A 17,059-nucleotide genomic window follows, 5' to 3' on the forward strand; every position below is an offset into this window, starting at 1 on the left:
GCGGGAGTGGCGGAAAACCGCCAATGGTACGCATTTTGCGTATTTTCGAACCATGCTGACCCGGCTGAAAAACCTGTTCACGATCAAGTCGAAGTTCGAGGCCTTTCTCGTCATCTACGGCTTGGGCGTTGGCGCGGTTGAGCGCGGCTTTCATTACATGGCGCAATATCCCGGGATCGGCGGGAAACTGTTGTTCGCGGTCTGCCCGATCGCGGTATTTATGGCGGGCACGCGCATCCTCGACTCCATCGACGCGGAGCGCGAGGAGCGCTAGGCGGAGGCCATGCCACGCGAAATTACCGCCTATTCGAACCCGATGGTGAAGGCCGCCCGCAACCTGCGGGAAAAGCGCCACCGCCGCGACCAGCGCCGCTTCCTGGCCGAAGGCCTGCGCATCCTGACCGAAGCGCGCGAGGCGGGGTGGCTGCCGGCCGAGCTGTATTTCGCGAGCGGCGAGCAGCATCCGCTGCTGGAAACGCTGATCGAGGAGACCGAGGCGGCGGGCGGCATCGCGATTTCGACCACGGTCGACATCCTGTCGAAACTGTCGGGCAAGGACAATCCGGGCTCGGTCGTCGGCGTCTATGACGAATTCTCCACCGAGCTGGCGCAGATCGACCGGCGCAATGCGTCGCTATGGCTGGTGGCCGAACGCCTGCGCGATCCGGGCAATCTGGGGACGATCCTGCGCACCGCCGATGCGACGGGCGCGGGCGGACTGATCCTGATCGACGAGTGCGTCGACCCGTTTTCGGTCGAGGCGGTGCGCGCGAGTATGGGGGCGATCTTCACCGTCGCGGTCGCGCGGGCCGATTGGGCGACGTTCAAGGACTGGCTGCGCAGTGGGCCGGGGACATTGGTCGGTCTTAGCCTCGATACCGAGCATGACTATCGCGCGCCGACCTATCCCGATCCGACCTTCCTGCTGACCGGCAACGAGGCGCAGGGGATGCCCGAGCATATGGCCACCGAATGCGACCTGCTGGTGAAGATCCCGATGCTGGGCAAGGCCGACAGCCTGAACGCGGCGGTGGCGACGGCGGTGATGGCCTACACGGTGCTGGGGCAGCATCGGCCCTGAACCTTTGGGCGGCCGGAGGATTGAGCGGGGATGACCCGCCCGACCTTCGCCGCCCTGCCGGCCGCCGATATCGATGCGCTGGACCAGCCGAGCATCGTGCTGTTCGGCGCGAGCGAGGCGACGCCCTATGACAACGGCGAGCCGAGCCATTCGGCCGAGGCACCGGCGGCGATCCGCGCGGCGTCGCTGGGGTTTGCCCGGCAATTGTCGCAGATCGACTTTGACCTCGGCTTCACGCCCTTCCCCGATCCGAATGACGCGCGGGGGCTGGTGGATGTCGGCGATGTCGATACGCGGCCGCAGGATCCTGCCGGCAATCGCGAGCGGATCGAGGCGACGACCCGGACTGTGCTGAACGCCGGTGCGGTGCCGATCCTGCTGGGCGGCGATGATTCGGTGCCGATCCCGTTCGCTAGCGCCTTCGCCGATCATGGGCCGCTGACCGTTGTGCAGATCGACGCGCATGTCGATTGGGGCGACGATATCCGGGGCGAGCCGCTCGGCTATGGATCGCCGATGCGGCGGCTGGCGGAGATGCCGCATGTCACGGGCATGGTGCAGGTCGGGGTCCGCGGGCTGGGCAGCGGTGGCGCGTGGCAGATCGAGGATGCACGTGGCTGGGGCAGCCGGATCGTTACCGCCTATGACCTGATCCGGGGCGGGATCGACGCGGCGATCGCGCAGGTGCCGGCGGGCGGGCGGTATCTGGTGTCGATCGACTGCGACGGGATCGATCCGGCGGCGTTTCCGGCGGTGGCGATGCCGACGCCGGGCGGGTTACGCTATGAGGAGGTCGTGCTGCTGCTGACGGCACTTGCCGAGAGGGGCGAGATCGCGGGGCTGGTCCTGGCGGAATATGTGCCGGCGCGCGACGATCCGCATCGATTGTGTGCGGCGATGGCCGCGCGGATCGTGGCGGTGACGATAGGACTGGTTTTGGGGGCGTAAGACGGTCGAGATGACCCGCTGCCCGCAGCGTCATCGTCACCCCGGCCTTGAGCCGGGGTAACGGCAGGAAGAAATCTCATTCCTCTACAGCCAGCTCGGCACTCTCCTCCGCCGCTGCGATAGCCACCGCCAGCTTGGTCAGCGGACGCGGCGATTGCTCTACGACCGGCAGCGGCTCGATGCTCTTGCCGCCGGTATCGATATTCAGCGTCTCGAACCGCTTGGCCGAGGTCATCACCTGCGATTCGAGGCTGCCGACGAACGCGTTATAGGCGGTGTTCGCGCCTTCGAGATTCTTGCCGAGCTTGGCGACATGCTCGCCCATCTTGGCGAGGCGGGCGTGGAGTTCGCGACCCAGCTGGCCGATCTGGCGCGCTTCGCCGGCCAGCTTTTCCTGCCGCCACACTGCCGCGACGGTACGGGCGATGGCGATCAGGTTGGTCGGGGTCGCGATCAGCACCCGGCGGTCGAACGCATAGTCCCACAGCGCCGGATCATGTTCGAGCGCGGCGGCAAGGAAATGTTCGCCCGGCACGAACATGACGACATAATCGGGCGTATCCTCGAACTGCGACTGGTAGCTCTTGGCCCCCAGCGCATTCACATGGTTCTTCATCGACGCGACGTGCGCGGTCATGAAGCCGGCGCGCTCGACCTCGTCCACCGAGCCATGCGCGTCCTGATAGGCGTTGAGCGACACCTTGGCATCGATCACGAGGCTCTTGCCGCCGGGCACCTTGACGATCGCGTCGGGGCGCAGGCGACCGTCGCCATGGTCGACCGACACCTCCATCTGGAAATCGGTATGCTCGGCAAGGCCGCAGGTTTCGAGCACGTTGCGCAGCTGCTGTTCGCCCCAACGGCCGCGTGCCTTGGGCGCGGAGCGCAGCGCGTTGACCAGCTTGGCCGCCTCGCTCTTCACCGATTCCTGGCCGATGCGCATCGCGTCCATCAGGCCCGTGAGCGTCCCATAGGCTTCCTGCCGCTCGCCCTCCACCTTGGTGATGCTGGCTTCATAGCGTTTCAGCGTCGCCTCGACCGGGGCCAGCAGCGCCTTCAGCTTCATCTCGTTGGTGTCGCCCGCCTGGGCGAAGCGTTCGTTGGCGCGTTGCAGGAACTGCTTCTGCGCGCCTTCCAGCATGACATGCGCGGTTTCGCGGAACTGCGCGGCCATCGCCTCGCGCGCGTCCTTGAACTCGGTCAGCCGTTCCTCGAACGCTGCGGCATTCGCCTTGAGCGCAGCATGGTCGAGCAGCAGCGCATCGCGGTCGGCGCGGATTTCCGCCAGTTCCTCGCGCAGCGCCGGTACTTCCTTTGCGCGTTCGGAGGCCAAAGCGAGGTCGGCGATCGCCTGCTTGAAATCGTCCTCGCGCTTGTCGCGCTCCTCGCGCAGCGACTGCACCTGCCGGCTGCCCATCAGCCAGCCGATCGCCAGCCCCGCGAGCAGGACGGCAGCGACGATGACGATGACAAGCGGGTCCATGCGATACTCCGGGAGGAACGGACCCGGAACCTACCCCCGCCCCGCCCGCCCGACAAGGCGAACGGGGTTCGGTTCGTCGCTTACGCCGCCTTGCGCGCCTTGTTCAGCTTCTTGATGACCATGTCGCGCTTCAGCCGCGAGAGATGGTCGATGAACAGTACCCCGTTCAAATGGTCCATTTCATGCTGGAGACAGGTCGCCATCAACCCGTCGAGCCATTGGTCATGGGCGTCCCCCTTTTCGTCCAGCCACGTCACGCGGCAGCGCGCGGGACGGACGACATCGGCATATTGTTCGGGGATCGACAGGCAGCCTTCCTGATAGGTCGACAGCTCTTCCGATACTTCCTCGATCACCGGATTGACGAAGGCGTGCGGTGCCTTGACCGGCTTGCCCTCTTCGTCTTCCTCGTCCTGCAGGTCGATGACCAGCACGCGCTTCGGCACGGCGACCTGGATCGCGGCAAGGCCGATGCCCGGCGCGTCATACATCGTGTCGAACATGTCGGCGATGAGGGTTTTCACCTCGTCGGTCACACCCTCGACGGGTTCGGACACGAGCCGGAGGCGGGGATCGGGGATCTCGATGATCGGGAGAATGGCCATAGCGGCTAGCTAGGTAGCATATTTTCGCCGGTCAAGCGACCGGGCGTCGTGCGCGGAGCGCCTGTGCCAGCGTGCCTTCGTCGAGATAGTCGAGTTCGCCGCCGACCGGCAGGCCATGGGCGAGCTGGGTCAGGCGGACCGGATATTTCTCGATCCGCTCGGCGATGTAATGGGCAGTGGTCTGCCCCTCCAGCGTGGCGTTCATCGCGAGGACGACTTCGTCGATCCCGCCCGCCGCGACGCGGCCGACCAGCGAATCGATGGCGAGATCGTCGGGACGGACGCCTTCCAGTGCCGACAGCCGACCGCCCAGCACATGAAAGCGGCCGGGGAACAGTCGCGCGCGGTCGAGCGCCCAAAGGTCGGCGACCTCCTCCACCACGCACAGCGACCGGTCGTCGCGGCGCGGGTCGGTGCAGATGCCGCACGGGTCGGTCGTATCGACATTGCCGCAGGTCGAACAGGTCGCCAGATTGCGCGCCACCCGGTCGAGCGCGATCAGCAGCGGGTCGAGCGCCGTCTCGCGCTTCTTGACCAGATGCAGCACCGCGCGGCGCGCCGAACGGGGCCCCAAACCGGGGAGGCGGGAGAGCGCCTGCGTCAGCGCGTCGATTTCGGGAGAGGCCATCGGGCCCAAGATAGGGGGTTGCGCGGACGGACGCCACGGTGTCGAGAGGCGTCATGCGGATCATCTTCATGGGCACGCCCGAATTTGCGGTGCCAATCCTACAGGCGCTGGTCGATGCGGGGCATGACGTCGTCGCTTCGTACAGCCAGCCGCCGCGTCGTGCGGGGCGGGGCAAGGCGCTGACCCCCTCCCCGGTTCACAAACTGGCCGAATCGCTGGGGATCGCGGTGCGGGTGCCGGAGTCGTTGCGCGATCCGGCGGTGCAGGCCGAGTTCGCCGCGCTGAATGCCGATGTCGCGGTGGTCGCTGCCTATGGGTTGCTGTTGCCGCGTGCGGTGCTGGATGCGCCGCGTCTCGGGTGTCTGAACGTCCATGGATCGCTGCTGCCGCGCTGGCGGGGGGCGGCGCCGATCCAGCGCGCGATCCTGGCGGGGGATGCCGAAACCGGCGTCGACATCATGCAGATGGCGGCGGGGATGGATACCGGGCCGGTGCGGCTGGAAGGACGGACGCCGGTCGCGGGCAAGACGGCGGGCGAACTGGCGATCGAGCTGAGCGCGATGGGCGCGCGGCTGATGCTGGAGGTGCTCGCCGACCCCGACGCCTATCCGCCGGTCGAACAGGCAAGCGAGGGCGTGACCCATGCCGCCAAGATCGACAAGGCCGAGGCGCGGCTGCGCTTCGACGGCAGCGCAGTCGATGCCGAGCGGCAGGTGCGCGCGTTCAACCCGGCGCCCGGCGCGTTCCTCGAAGTGCAGGGCGAGCGGATCAAGATACTGGCGGCGCGGGTCGTGCCGGATGGCGGCGGCGAACCGGGAACCGTGATCGGCGACGGACTGGAGATCGCCTGTGCGGACGGCGTGTTGGTGCCGGTACTGGTGCAGCGCGCCGGGCGTGGCGTGACGTCGGCGGAGGACATGCTGCGCGGCTTTGCGATTCCGAAGGGCACGCGCGTCGCATGACCCGGTTCGCCTTGACGGTCGAATATGACGGACGGCCGTTCGTCGGCTGGCAGCGCCAGTCCGAAGGGGCGAGCGTGCAAGGATCGATCGAGCGCGCGCTGTTCGAGGTGACCGGCGAGCAGGCGGCGGTCCATGCCGCCGGGCGTACCGATGCCGGGGTCCATGCGACGGGGATGCGGGCGCATGTCGACGTTGCGAAGGCGATCGACCCGTTCCGGTTGATGGAGGCGCTGAACGCCCGGCTGCGGCCAGATCCGGTGGCGATCCTCGACTGCAAAGTCGTGCCGGACGACTGGCATGCACGCTTTTCCTGTCTGGGGCGGGCCTATGTCTATCGCATCACGTGCCGTCGCGCGCCACTGACCCATGAGCTGGGGCTGGCATGGCGGGTGCCGCAGCCGCTGGATGCCGAGGCGATGGCGGAAGGTGCGGCGTGGCTGGTCGGGCGGCACGACTTCACCACCTTTCGCTCGGCGCATTGCCAGGCGGACAGTCCGCTGCGGACGCTCGACCGGTTGGCGGTGGAGCGCGATGGCGACCGGATCCGCATCCATGCCGCCGCGCGGTCATTCCTGCATCATCAGGTCCGCTCGATGGTCGGCTGCCTTGCCATGGTGGGTCAAGGCAAGCGGACGCCGGACGATCTGGCCGATATCCTCGCGGCGCGCGACCGGTCGGCGCTGTGGCTGAACGCGCCGCCGGACGGGCTGTATTTCGTGGGGGCTGAGTACCCCGGCTGAGCGTCAAAGTTCACTAAGTTCACACTCGTGCGCTTTTCGTGCCATGCCCGGTCTTGCCCTGCCCCGCCGCCGACCCTGAATGGCAGATCGGTGGCGTGTAGGAAAGTCAGCGGACCAGTCGCGCGACCAGTTCGACATGGGTCGACCAGCGGAACTGCCCGACCGGCTGGACCCAGTCGATGCGGTAGCCGGCTTGTACCAACGTCTTAGCATCACGCGCGAAGCTGCTGGGATTGCACGAAACATAGGCGATGACCGGCGCCTTGCTATCGGCCAGTGCCGCCGCCTGTTCGCGGGCGCCGGCGCGCGGCGGGTCGAGGATCACCGCGTCGAACCGGTCGAGTTCGGTGGCGGTCAGCGGGCGGCGGAACAGGTCGCGATGGTCGGCGACGACCGGGCGGCCCGCGCGGGCGGCGGCGAGCTTCAGCGCCATGATAGCCTCCCTTCCCGCCTCCCCCGCATAGGTGCGGATGTTGACACCACGCGACAGGGTGAAGGTGCCTAGCCCGGCGAACAGGTCGGCGACGATGGCCGCGCCGGCAACCGCTTCGTCGACCGCCGCGATCAGCGCGGCCTCGCCATCGCCGGTCGCCTGCAGGAAACTGCCCGGCGGGAACGGCACCGGCACGCCGCCCAGCGTCACCGTGACCGGTTCCGGCTCCCACCGCGCCTCCGCACCCATGCCGTCGTCGATCGACAGCCGGGCGAGCCGCTGGTCCTGTGCAAAGGCGGTCAGCGCTTCGGCGGCGGCCAGCCCTTCGGCAATCTGGCCGATGATGAGGACGTCGACGCCCTGATCCACCCGCGCGAGATGAACATCGGCGCGCGACCGGTCCTTGAGCGCGGTCGCCAGCAGCCAGCGCAGCGGGGCTACGGCGGCGAAGAGTTCGGGCAGCAGGACATGGCATTCGCGCAGATCAACGATGCGGTGACTGCCACTTTCGGTGAAGCCGAGCGTCACCTGCTTGCCGCGCCGGTCGGCATGGAGCGTCGCGCGGCGGCGGGTTTGCGGTGCCGACAGGATCGCCGGCCGGACGGGGGCGTCGAGCGATTGCGATGCCAGCGCCCCGCGCACGCGGTCGGCGACGAAATCGGCCTCGCTCGCCAGGTCGAGGTGCTGAAGCTGGCACCCGCCGCACGCCGGAAAGTGGCGGCAGGGCGGTTCGGCATGATGCGGGCCGAATTGCAGCGAGCCGTCGGGCAACAGCCGGTCGCCCGGCGCGGCGAGCGGGACGTGAACGCCGTCGCCGGTCACGCCTTCGCCCCGCGCGGCGACGCGGACGATCACATCGTCATCGATCAGCGACATTCGGCGATCGCCTGTCCGAGATGGTCGACCAGCGTGTCCGCTACGAACGCCGGACCGGCGAGCCGCGCGGCGCGACTGTGCAGCCACACCGCCTCCGCCGCCGCCCGATCGCCGCCGGACCGCAGCCGCGCGGCGAGGATGCCGGCAAGCACGTCGCCTGTGCCGGCAGTCGACAGCCAGGACAGCGCATGCGGAGAGACGGTGACGGTGCCGTCGGGGGAAGCGATCACGGTATCGGGGCCTTTGTGGACGATGGTGGCGCGCGCCTGTAGCGCAGCTTGGGCCGTCCGGTCGATCTTGTTGCCGTTACCGTTGCCGAACATGCGGTCGAACTCGCCGCCATGCGGGGTCAGGAAGGTCGGTGCGGATCGGGTGGCGATGCGCTCGACGCCTGCTTCGCCCAGCAGCGAGATGGCATCGCCATCGATGACCAGCGGCGCGACGCAGGCGAGCGCTGCGTCGATCAGCCGACCGGCAGCATCGCCCCGCCCCAGCCCGGGGCCGACCAGCACCGCGGCCAGTCGTTCGTCGGCCAGCAGGCTGTGCGGATCGTCCAGCGGCCGGCGGACCAGTGCATCCGGCCCGCCGATCCCTGCATCGTCGCCGGCAAGGATGACATAACCCGCCCCCGCCGTCAGCGCGGCATGGGCCGCCAGCCGCGCCGCGCCCGGCATGGCCCCGGCCAGCACCGTCACCAGTCCCCGACTGTATTTATGGGCATCCCGCGCCGGCGGAGCGATGACCGGTCGGGCGATGGTGCGCGCTGCGTCGGGAAGCGTGATACCGAGATCGGCGAGCAGGACGTGGCCCATGCGTGCGGCATCCGGGCCAGTGACGTGCGCCGGCTTCAGTGCGCCCAACGCGATGGTGCAATCGGCATGAGCCGCGCCGTCGAACGACTGGCCCGCATCGGCATCGATCCCGCTCGGCAGATCGATCGCGATGACGAAGGTGTCGCGAGTCAGCCGTGCCAGCTGTCCGGCGAGGTCGGGAGCCAGGGGGCGCGACAGACCGATGCCGAACAGCCCGTCCACGACAACCGGACGCGGCGTTGCCTCGGTCAAATCCGTGATGGCATCACCCCATGCGGCACGCATCCGGGCCGCGGCGCCTTCCGTGTGACCGGGCAAGGCAGCGACCGCGACATCGATACCCCATTGCCGCAAATAGCGTGCACAAACAAAGGCATCACCGCCATTGTTACCGCCGCCCGCGAGCACCAGAACAGAACGTCCCAGCGCCAGTCGGCGTACTTCGCGCACCACGGCCAGCCCTGCGCGGTCCATCAAGGCGTCCTGGGCGATGCCGGACGCGAAGGCGGCATCCTCCGCCGCGCGCATGTCGGCGCTTCGCAGGATCGGCGCGTCCGTCGGAAACAGGCTCATCGGGCGACCGGCCCGACCGTCGCGGGCAGGCGATAGCGGGCGCTGCCGATGGCAACTTCGATCCGGTTGTCACCGACGACCGTGACCTTCGCCGCCTCGGACCCGTCCGCCGCGACCACGCCGCGTCCGTCACCGGCAATGCGCAGCCGGTGGAAGCCGCCGTCGGGCTGGCGCAGGGTCAGCAGCGTGCCGTCCCGATCGGCGGTCCGTTCGATGGTGCAGTCCGCCGCCAGCGGTGCCGCAGGGTCGGCGGCACATTCGATCCGGCCGGCGTCATCGGCAGCGGCGCGCTGCTCCGCCTCGATATTGGCGAGGACCGCCGGGTCGGGCTTCGGATCGCATCCGGCCAAAATCAGGAGGGCAAGAAGGACGGGGCGGCGGTCGAATCCGGTCATCCCGGAGCGATACCACAGGCAACTGCAAACCGTATCCCCGCATAGGCGGGGATACGCTCAACCCTCAGATATCGGCGTAGACGTGCCGCTCGGCCTTGGCACCCGGATGGGTCACCGCGCCCTGATAGGCTGGGCCGACCGTGGTCGAGTAGCGCCACAGCGCGCCCGACTGATAGTCGTTGACGCGCGGCTGCCACCGGGCGCGACGATCGGCCAGCACATCGGGCGCGACGTCGAGATCGATGGTGCCGGCATCGGCGTCGATGGTGATGATGTCGCCATCCTCGACCAGCGCGATCGGGCCGCCTTCGGCCGCTTCGGGACCGACATGGCCGATGCAGAAGCCGCGCGTAGCGCCCGAGAAGCGCCCATCGGTGATCAGCGCGACGCTTTCGCCCATGCCGAGGCCGTAGAGCGCGGCGGTGGTCGACAGCATCTCGCGCATGCCTGGGCCGCCCTTCGGCCCTTCATAGCGGATGACGACGACCGAACCTTCGGTGATGTTCCGTGCCTCGACCGCGGCGAAGGCGTCCTCCTCGCAATCGAACACGCGGGCGGTGCCGGTGAACTGCAGGCGCTTCATGCCGGCAACTTTGACGATCGCGCCATCGGGGGCGAGCGTCCCGCGTAGGCCGACGACGCCGCCGGTCGGGGTGATCGGCGTCTTGACGTCGTAGATGACCTTCTGGTCGGGGTTCCACGTCACTTCGTCGATATTCTCGCCCAGCGTCTTGCCGGTGACGGTCATGCAGCTGCCGTCGAGCAGATCGTTCGCCAGCATCGTCTTCATCAGCATGTAGACGCCGCCGGCTTCGTACATGTCCTTGGCGACATACTTACCGCCGGGCTTGAGGTCTGCGACGTAAGGCGTTGATTTGAAAGCCTCCGCGACGTCGAACAGGTCGAAGTCGATCCCGGCTTCCGACGCCATCGCCGGCAGGTGGAGTGCGGCGTTGGTCGAGCCGCCGGTCGCCGCCACGACGCGCGCGGCATTGATGAAGGCGGCACGCGTCGCAATATCGCGCGGACGCAGGTTAAGGCGGACCAGCTCCATCACCTCCTTGCCGGCCGCGATCGCGATCTCCTCCCGGCTGCGATAAGGAGCGGGCACCATGTTCGAATTGGGCAGCGACAGGCCGATGGCTTCGCCGACGCACGCCATGGTGTTGGCGGTGAACTGGCCCCCGCAGGCGCCATGGCCCGGACAGGCGACCTTTTCCAAGGCGGTCAGGTCGTGCAGCGGGCAGGTGCCGGCGGCGTAGCGGCCGACCGCTTCGAACACGTCGACGACGGTGACGTCGCGATCCTCGAACCGGCCGGGCAGGATCGATCCGCCATAGACGAAGATCGACGGCACGTTCAGGCGCAGCATCGCCATCATCATGCCGGGCAGCGATTTGTCGCAGCCGGCAAAGCCGACCAGCGCGTCATAGCAATGGCCGCGCACGGACAGTTCGACCGAATCGGCGATGACTTCGCGGCTGACCAGCGAGGATTTCATCCCCTGATGGCCCATGGCGATGCCGTCGGTCACGGTAATGGTGTTGAAGCGGCGAGGCATGCCGCCGCCCGCCACCACGCCTTCGCGTGCGGCGTCGGCCTGAAAATCGAGCGTCGTGTTGCACGGCGCGCTGTCGTTGCCGGCCGAGGCGAGCGCGACGAACGGCTTGGCGATATCCTCTTCGGCGATCCCCATCGCGTAATAATAGCTGCGATGCGGCGCGCGTTCGGGGCCGACGGAGACGTGGCGGCTGGGCAGCCGCGATTTGTCGAAAGGCTGGGTCATGGCGACAGCCTATTGCGCGGAGGCGCGCTTCAGCGCAAGTCCGTTGCGCACCGCAGCGATCATGTCGGCCAGGATGGCGCACCACTGCGCTACACCGGCGGGATCGGCGATGAGGTCGTTGCGGACCTCGACCGACAGCGACGGGATGCCCTGCCCTTCGGCATGGCGGTCGAGCGTGGCGTTCAGGATGCGGCCGGAATAGGGTTGCTGGTCGCCGGTCGGAATGCCTTGGGCGCGCAGGAAGTCGACGGCGATGCGGGCGGCGCGATCGTCGCGGCCGTAGAGGATGCCGGCTTCCCATGGGCGCGGTCCGCCGCCGGTTTCCAGTTGCGGCGTGAAGCTGTGGATCGCGACGATCAGGCGCGGGCGGTCGCGGCGGACCTGGTCGCGAATTGCGCGGTGATAAGGCGCGTGGAAGCGGGCGATGCGATCGGCGCGGTCCGCCCCAATATTGGCTGGGATCGCGTGACCGTCGGAGACTGCGGGGATCAGGCCGGGATGATCGCTCTGCCGATGCAGGTCGATCACCAGCCGCGATACGGTGCCGAGGATCGCTGGAGTATTCAGGCGGGCGGACAGGGCCCGGGTGAGCGGACCGGCGCCGATATCGACGCCGACATGGAGCGACAACAGGTGCGGCGGAATGGCGATGTCGTCGGGCACCCAGGCCGAGGCGTGGTCGCATAGCAACAGCAGGTCGGCATCAGTTCCGGGCAGGATGTCGGCAGCGGTCATTCAGAACTCCGGCGGTCGGCGATCGCGAAAGGCGGCCAGCCCTTCGCCCAGTTCGACGCTGTCGAAAGCCGCATCGAACCGGGTTTCTCCGCCGGGAGCGCCGTCGAGCGCGAGCTTGAGGCCGCGGTTGGCAGCCGGGGCGTTGGCGGCGATGCGGGCGGCGAGCGCCCGTGCGGCGGATAGTGCGTCAGCGGCGCGGTGATGCGCCAGACCGAGGGCGCGGGCTTCGTCGGCGTCGATCGCGTCGCCGGTGTAGAGCAGGCGCGCCGCCTGCCCCCGCCCGACCGCTGCGACGAGGCGCGCCACATCAGCTGGCGGGTAGAGGATGCCCAGCCGCGCCGGCGGTACGGCGAAGCGCGCGCCATCTCCCGCTACGATCAGGTCGCATGCCAGCGCCAGCGCGACCGCTGCACCGAAGCAACCGCCGTCGACCGCCGCGATGACCGGCATCGGCAGGCGCGCGACGCCTTCGACCGCCGCCGTCAGGCTTTCGCGGAAGACTTTGCGGCGCGCGGGGTTCGCGCGCAGTTCGGCGAACTCGGCAATGTCGGCACCGGCGGAGAAGATGCCCGGTTCGCGCGAGGCGATCAGGACGACCCGCGCATCGCTATCCGCCAGATCGGCTACGCGTTCGGCTAGCGCCTGCCATGCTGCGATCGGCAAGGCGTTGCGCGCGCTGCCCCGCGCGATCCACAGCGTCGCGACCGCGCCGTCGGATGTGCAGTCGATCATCGGGGGAAAGTGGGCGGCGTCCGAAGAGACCGCCCACGGACGATCCGCTCCTGGCGATTGATCCGCAGGCGAGATATCGCAAGCATCGCGCCAGTCGGCCGCTCCTGCGGCGACACCCGCCGACTGTGCCGCAGCAGGACGATCCCCTGTCACGTGAGTGCCGTTTCGAGACACCACCAGCCGGGCTGCGCGGCGCGGATGGTGGCGGCGGCAGTCGCGCAATCCTCCTCCCGGTCGAACAGCGCGAAGCAGGTCGCCCCCGATCCCGACATGCGCGCCAGCCGAACATCCGGCGCGTCGCCCAGCATATCGAGGACCGTATCGATCGCCGGGGCCAGCGCGCGGGCGGGCGGTTCGAGATCGTTGCGTCCGGCCAGCGCGATGGTCAGCGCGTCTCCGTCCGGCAGGGGGCCGCGATCGATCCGGTCCCAGCCTGCAAAAACGGCTGCGGTCGATACCGCTACGCCCGGATTGACGAGCAATACCGGCAGCGGCGGCACCTTGATCGGCGTCAGCTGTTCGCCACGCCCGCGCCCGATCATGGTCCGTCCGGCGAGACAGGCGGGGACGTCCGATCCGAGGTCGGCGGCGATGGCCATCAGCGCCGGATCGTCCGGGGACACGCCGGCAAGCTGGGCCATGCCGCGCAGCGTCGCGGCGGCGTCGGCCGATCCGCCACCGATGCCCGATGCCACCGGCAGATGCTTGTCGAGGACGATCGACAGCGGGGCGCCCGCGCCGAACGTGCCGCGAAAGGCATCGCGGGCGCGGGTGACGAGATTATCGCCCTCCCCGCTCAACCCGCTGGCGAACGGGCCGATGATCGCGAAACCGTCACGCTCCGCCGGGATCAGGCGGACGCTGTCGCCGTCGCGGACGAACACGAACAGCGTCTCCAGTTCGTGATAGCCATCGTCCCGCCGGGCGCGGACGTGCAAGGCGAGGTTCAGCTTGGCGGGTGCGGGTTCGACGATCATCGCATTCAGCGATGCGACGAAGCCGGCCCGTTCGCAAGCTTCGTCGCCAGCCGGCCAGCGTCGGCACCGCTGGCGGACACCGCGGCCGCCCGCCACGCATAGCGTGCCTCGACCCGGCGGCCGGCGGCCCAATAGAGGTCGCCGAGATGTTCGTTGATCTCGACATCGTCGGGCGCCTGCCGCACCGCACCCTCGATCAGCGGCAGCGCGGCGGCGAGGTTGCCGGCGCGAAACCGCGCCCAGCCGAGCGAATCGGCGATGGCCGGGTCCTTGGGCGCGAGCGCATGAGCACGCTCCAGCATCCGCGTCGCCTCCGCGACATTCTCGCCGCGATCGACCTGCGCATAGCCGAGATAGTTGAGCGCGGCCGGCTCCTGCGGCGCGAGGTCCACCGCGCGGCGGAGCATGGGCAGCGCGCCAGCCCAGTCGCCCGATCGGTCGAGCGCGGCGCCGCGTTGCAGGTACAGCGTCCAGTCCGCGTCCGGTCCGGCCTGTGCCAGCACGCGGGCATAGATCCGCGCCGCTTCCGCCGGCTGGTTCGATTCGAGCAGCAGGTCGCCGTAGCGGCGCAGGCTGGCAGTCGAGGCATCCCGTCGCACCGCCTGTTCCCGCGCCAGCGCCAGCGCACCGGACAGGTCGCCCGCCCGCTGGAGGATCACGATACCCAGCGCATTGGCGGTGCTGGCAAAGGGATCGCCCGCCGGGATCGACGCCAGGGTCGTGCGTGCCTCCGCCACGGCATCGTCGCGGGCGAGTGCGTCGGCGAGCGCGATGCGGGCGCGGGAATAATCGGGGTCGAGCAGCAGCGCCGAGCGGCTGAGCATGATTGCCAGCGCCTCGGTCCCTTCCGCCGACAGGTCGCCGGCCATGCGGGCGAACAGGCGCGATACGCCGAAACGGGCGTCGCCCTTGCTCCCGCGCCCCAGCGTCTCGGCAGCGCGGGCAAGCACCGGGTCATTGCCCGCCAGCAGGGCACGTGCCGCCTCGCGGTCGCTGCGGGCAAGGAGTTGCGCGGCGTTCAGGCGAAAATCGGCGTCGCCACCGGTCGTCGACAACAGGGCGCGGGTGGCGGCGATCCCCTGCACCGTCTGCCCAGTCGCCAGCAGGCGCAGCGCGGCGTTTTCGGCGGCGTAGCGGCGCGGGATCGCGCCGAGATCGGTGGTGACGACCGGCGGGGGCAGATCGACCCAGCTGGCGAGCAGCGGAGCCAGAAAGCCGAGCGGCGATTCGGCCAGCCGGTCGAGCGCGGCACGCTGGCCCTTCGCATCGCGAGCGACGACCGCGTCGCTGAAGGCAAGGATATCGAGGTCGGGCGGCGCGACGTCGGCATCACGCAGCACGGCCCCCGCCCGCCGGGCCAGCGGCAGGTCGCCCGCCGCCAGCGCCTGTCCCAACGCCCGCACCGCGATGACCGGATCGGAGGGCTGCGCGGCGAGCGCCATCGCATAGCCCTGTGCGGCAACGGTAACATGGCCCTCCGCATCGGCGGCTCGGGCCTTCACATAAGCAGTCAGCGAGGTGACAGGCACGGTGGGCACCGCCGACGCCGGTGTCACCACGAGCGCCGCCACGATCATCCCCAGACTACATGTTCGGATAATTCGGTCCTCCGCCGCCTTCCGGCACGACCCAGTTGATGTTCTGCGTCGGGTCCTTGATGTCGCACGTCTTGCAGTGGACGCAGTTCTGCGCGTTGATCACGAACTTCGGATTGTCCGTTTCCGCCCCCACAATCTCATATACGCCCGCCGGGCAATAACGTTGCGCGGGTTCGTCATAGAGCGGCAGGTCGTAGGTGACCGGGATATCGGGGTCCTTGAGCGTCAGATGGACCGGCTGATCCTCTTCATGATTGGTGTTCGACAGGAACACCGACGACAGCCGGTCGAAGCTCAACACGCCATCGGGCTTGGGATAGGCGATCGGCTTCACCTGATCCTTGCGCCACAGGCTTTCGTGATCGGGATGATGGCCGAGCGTGAAGGGCATGCGCAGCCCCCAATGTTCGGCCCACATCGTCGCGTTGGCGATGCCCGACCCGACGAAATCGCCATATTTCTTGACCAGCGGCACGACGTTGCGGACGGTACGCAGCTCCTCATACACCCAGCTCGATTCATAGGCAGCGGTGTAGGCGGTGAGTTCGTCACCGGCCCGCCCGTCGCGCACCGCCGCGAAGGCAGCTTCGGCGGCCATCATGCCCGACTTCATCGCGGTATGGATGCCCTTGATCCGCGGCACGTTCAGGAACCCTGCCGAACAGCCGACCAGCACCCCGCCGGGGAAGGTCAGCTTGGGCACCGACTGCCATCCGCCATCGTTGATCGCGCGTGCGCCGTACGACACGCGCTTGCCGCCCTTCAGGATCGCGGCGATCGCCGGATGCGTCTTCCACCGCTGCATCTCGTGGAAGGGCGAGAGATAGGGGTTCGAATAGTTGAGCCAGGTGACGAAGCCCAGCGCCACCTGCCCGTTCGCCTGATGATACAGGAACCCGCCGCCGTTCGACCCGCGCGTCTCGCTGAGCGGCCAGCCCTGGGTATGGATCACGCGACCGGGAACGTGGTTCTCGGCGGGAATGTCCCACAATTCCTTGATGCCGAGGCCATAGACCTGCGGCTGGCTGTCGCGGGTGAGGTCGAAGGTGCGGATGATCTGCTTCGACAGATGGCCCCGCACGCCCTCTGCGAAGAAGGTGTATTTGGCGTGGAGTTCGAGGCCGGGCTGCCAGTCGGGCTTACGCGTACCGTCGCGGGCGACACCCATGTCACCGGTCGCGACGCCCTTCACCGAACCGTCGTCATGGTAGAGGATTTCCGCCGCCGCGAAACCGGGGAAGATTTCGACGCCCAGCCCTTCGGCCTGTTCGGCCAGCCAGCGGCACATATTGCCCAGCGACCCGGTATAGGTGCCCTTGTTCTGCATGAAGGGCGGCAGGATGCGGTGCGATACCTCGCTGCTGCCGGTCTCCGACAGCAGCCAGTGGTGGTTTTCGGTCACCGGCACTTCGGCCATCGGACAGCCCATCGTCCGCCATTCGGGCAGCAATTCGTCCATCGCGCGCGGATCGAACACCGCGCCCGACAGGATATGGGCGCCGACCTCCGACCCCTTTTCCAGCACGCACACGGCCAGTTCCTCGCCGCTGTCGGCCGCCATCTGCTTCAGCCGGATCGCCGCGGACAGGCCGGCAGGCCCCGCGCCGACGATCACGACGTCATAGGGCATCGATTCCCGTTCGCTCATTGCATCATCCTCTTGGGGCCAGCCGCCCCCCATGTCGTCGCGTGAGG

The 17,059-nt window shown here is 68.5% G+C and carries 17 protein-coding genes; 5 read left to right on the forward strand and 12 right to left on the reverse strand.

The genetic code is table 11. The features are described 5' to 3' along the window. The first annotated feature begins 52 nt into the window (after positions 1 to 52). The 3 genes from CA237_RS00440 to CA237_RS00450 are packed head-to-tail and all read left to right on the forward strand — an operon-like array spanning position 53 to position 2,029. Positions 53 to 274, forward strand: a complete 222-nt coding sequence (locus CA237_RS00440) for a hypothetical protein (protein ID WP_066687157.1) — start codon at positions 53 to 55, stop codon at positions 272 to 274. Between the two features lie 9 nt (positions 275 to 283). Further along, entirely contained in the window at positions 284 to 1,081 is a 798-nt protein-coding gene (locus tag CA237_RS00445) for an RNA methyltransferase (RefSeq protein ID WP_126012261.1), read from the forward strand. A gap of 30 nt (positions 1,082 to 1,111) precedes the next feature. Continuing rightward, positions 1,112 to 2,029, forward strand: coding sequence for an arginase family protein (locus CA237_RS00450; protein WP_126012264.1), 918 nt, complete (start codon positions 1,112 to 1,114; stop codon positions 2,027 to 2,029). Positions 2,030 to 2,105: 76 nt separating this feature from the next. Here the strand turns inward: CA237_RS00450 and rmuC are convergent, their stop codons facing one another. The 3 genes from rmuC to recR all read right to left on the reverse strand — a co-directional run bounded on the left by rmuC (position 2,106) and on the right by recR (position 4,745). After that, on the reverse strand, positions 2,106 to 3,512 hold the full coding sequence (rmuC, locus tag CA237_RS00455; RefSeq protein ID WP_126012267.1) for a DNA recombination protein RmuC: 1,407 nt from the start codon (positions 3,510 to 3,512) through the stop codon (positions 2,106 to 2,108). Positions 3,513 to 3,592: 80 nt separating this feature from the next. Next, the gene (gene def, locus CA237_RS00460; protein ID WP_126012270.1) at positions 3,593 to 4,117 is read right to left on the reverse strand and encodes a peptide deformylase; all 525 of its coding nucleotides are present in this window, start codon (positions 4,115 to 4,117) and stop codon (positions 3,593 to 3,595) included. A 31-nt stretch (positions 4,118 to 4,148) separates the two neighbouring features. After that, the gene (recR, locus tag CA237_RS00465) at positions 4,149 to 4,745 is read right to left on the reverse strand and encodes a recombination mediator RecR (RefSeq protein WP_126012273.1); all 597 of its coding nucleotides are present in this window, start codon (positions 4,743 to 4,745) and stop codon (positions 4,149 to 4,151) included. A 53-nt stretch (positions 4,746 to 4,798) separates the two neighbouring features. Between recR and fmt the strand changes: the two genes are divergently transcribed. Beyond that, positions 4,799 to 5,707, forward strand: a complete 909-nt coding sequence (gene fmt, locus CA237_RS00470; RefSeq protein ID WP_126012275.1) for a methionyl-tRNA formyltransferase — start codon at positions 4,799 to 4,801, stop codon at positions 5,705 to 5,707. Beyond that, positions 5,704 to 6,447 (forward strand): tRNA pseudouridine(38-40) synthase TruA, encoded by a 744-nt coding sequence (truA, locus tag CA237_RS00475; RefSeq protein WP_126012278.1) that lies wholly within the window; start codon positions 5,704 to 5,706, stop codon positions 6,445 to 6,447. The genes fmt and truA overlap by 4 nt, the downstream gene beginning before the upstream one ends. Before the next feature lie 106 nt (positions 6,448 to 6,553). Here truA and CA237_RS00480 read toward each other — a convergent pair whose 3' ends face one another. The 9 genes from CA237_RS00480 to CA237_RS00520 all read right to left on the reverse strand — a co-directional run bounded on the left by CA237_RS00480 (position 6,554) and on the right by CA237_RS00520 (position 17,012). Further along, positions 6,554 to 7,756, reverse strand: a complete 1,203-nt coding sequence (locus tag CA237_RS00480) for a class I SAM-dependent RNA methyltransferase (RefSeq protein WP_066687141.1) — start codon at positions 7,754 to 7,756, stop codon at positions 6,554 to 6,556. Beyond that, positions 7,747 to 9,141, reverse strand: coding sequence for an NAD(P)H-hydrate dehydratase (locus CA237_RS00485; protein ID WP_126012281.1), 1,395 nt, complete (start codon positions 9,139 to 9,141; stop codon positions 7,747 to 7,749). The genes CA237_RS00480 and CA237_RS00485 overlap by 10 nt, the downstream gene beginning before the upstream one ends. After that, positions 9,138 to 9,536 carry a hypothetical protein gene (locus CA237_RS00490; protein ID WP_066687139.1) on the reverse strand — a complete coding sequence of 133 codons (399 nt, stop codon included), beginning with the start codon at positions 9,534 to 9,536 and terminating at the stop codon, positions 9,138 to 9,140. Before CA237_RS00490 ends, CA237_RS00485 begins: the two co-directional genes overlap by 4 nt. A 64-nt stretch (positions 9,537 to 9,600) precedes the next feature. Beyond that, positions 9,601 to 11,322, reverse strand: a complete 1,722-nt coding sequence (gene ilvD / locus CA237_RS00495; RefSeq protein ID WP_066687137.1) for a dihydroxy-acid dehydratase — start codon at positions 11,320 to 11,322, stop codon at positions 9,601 to 9,603. Positions 11,323 to 11,331: 9 nt separating this feature from the next. Next, positions 11,332 to 12,057 carry an N-formylglutamate amidohydrolase gene (locus CA237_RS00500; RefSeq protein ID WP_126012284.1) on the reverse strand — a complete coding sequence of 242 codons (726 nt, stop codon included), beginning with the start codon at positions 12,055 to 12,057 and terminating at the stop codon, positions 11,332 to 11,334. Beyond that, positions 12,058 to 12,789 (reverse strand): enoyl-CoA hydratase/isomerase family protein, encoded by a 732-nt coding sequence (locus CA237_RS00505; RefSeq protein ID WP_126012287.1) that lies wholly within the window; start codon positions 12,787 to 12,789, stop codon positions 12,058 to 12,060. Positions 12,790 to 12,938: 149 nt separating this feature from the next. Then, positions 12,939 to 13,766, reverse strand: a complete 828-nt coding sequence (locus CA237_RS00510) for a 4-(cytidine 5'-diphospho)-2-C-methyl-D-erythritol kinase (protein ID WP_126012290.1) — start codon at positions 13,764 to 13,766, stop codon at positions 12,939 to 12,941. A 5-nt stretch (positions 13,767 to 13,771) separates the two neighbouring features. Next, on the reverse strand, positions 13,772 to 15,343 hold the full coding sequence (locus CA237_RS00515) for a tetratricopeptide repeat protein (RefSeq protein WP_126012293.1): 1,572 nt from the start codon (positions 15,341 to 15,343) through the stop codon (positions 13,772 to 13,774). Positions 15,344 to 15,350: 7 nt separating this feature from the next. Beyond that, positions 15,351 to 17,012, reverse strand: coding sequence for an electron transfer flavoprotein-ubiquinone oxidoreductase (locus tag CA237_RS00520; RefSeq protein ID WP_066687131.1), 1,662 nt, complete (start codon positions 17,010 to 17,012; stop codon positions 15,351 to 15,353). Between the last annotated feature and the right edge of the window lie 47 nt (positions 17,013 to 17,059).

Source organism: Sphingomonas sp. ABOLH, from assembly GCF_003951715.1.
Lineage (GTDB): Bacteria > Pseudomonadota > Alphaproteobacteria > Sphingomonadales > Sphingomonadaceae > Sphingomonas > Sphingomonas hankookensis_A.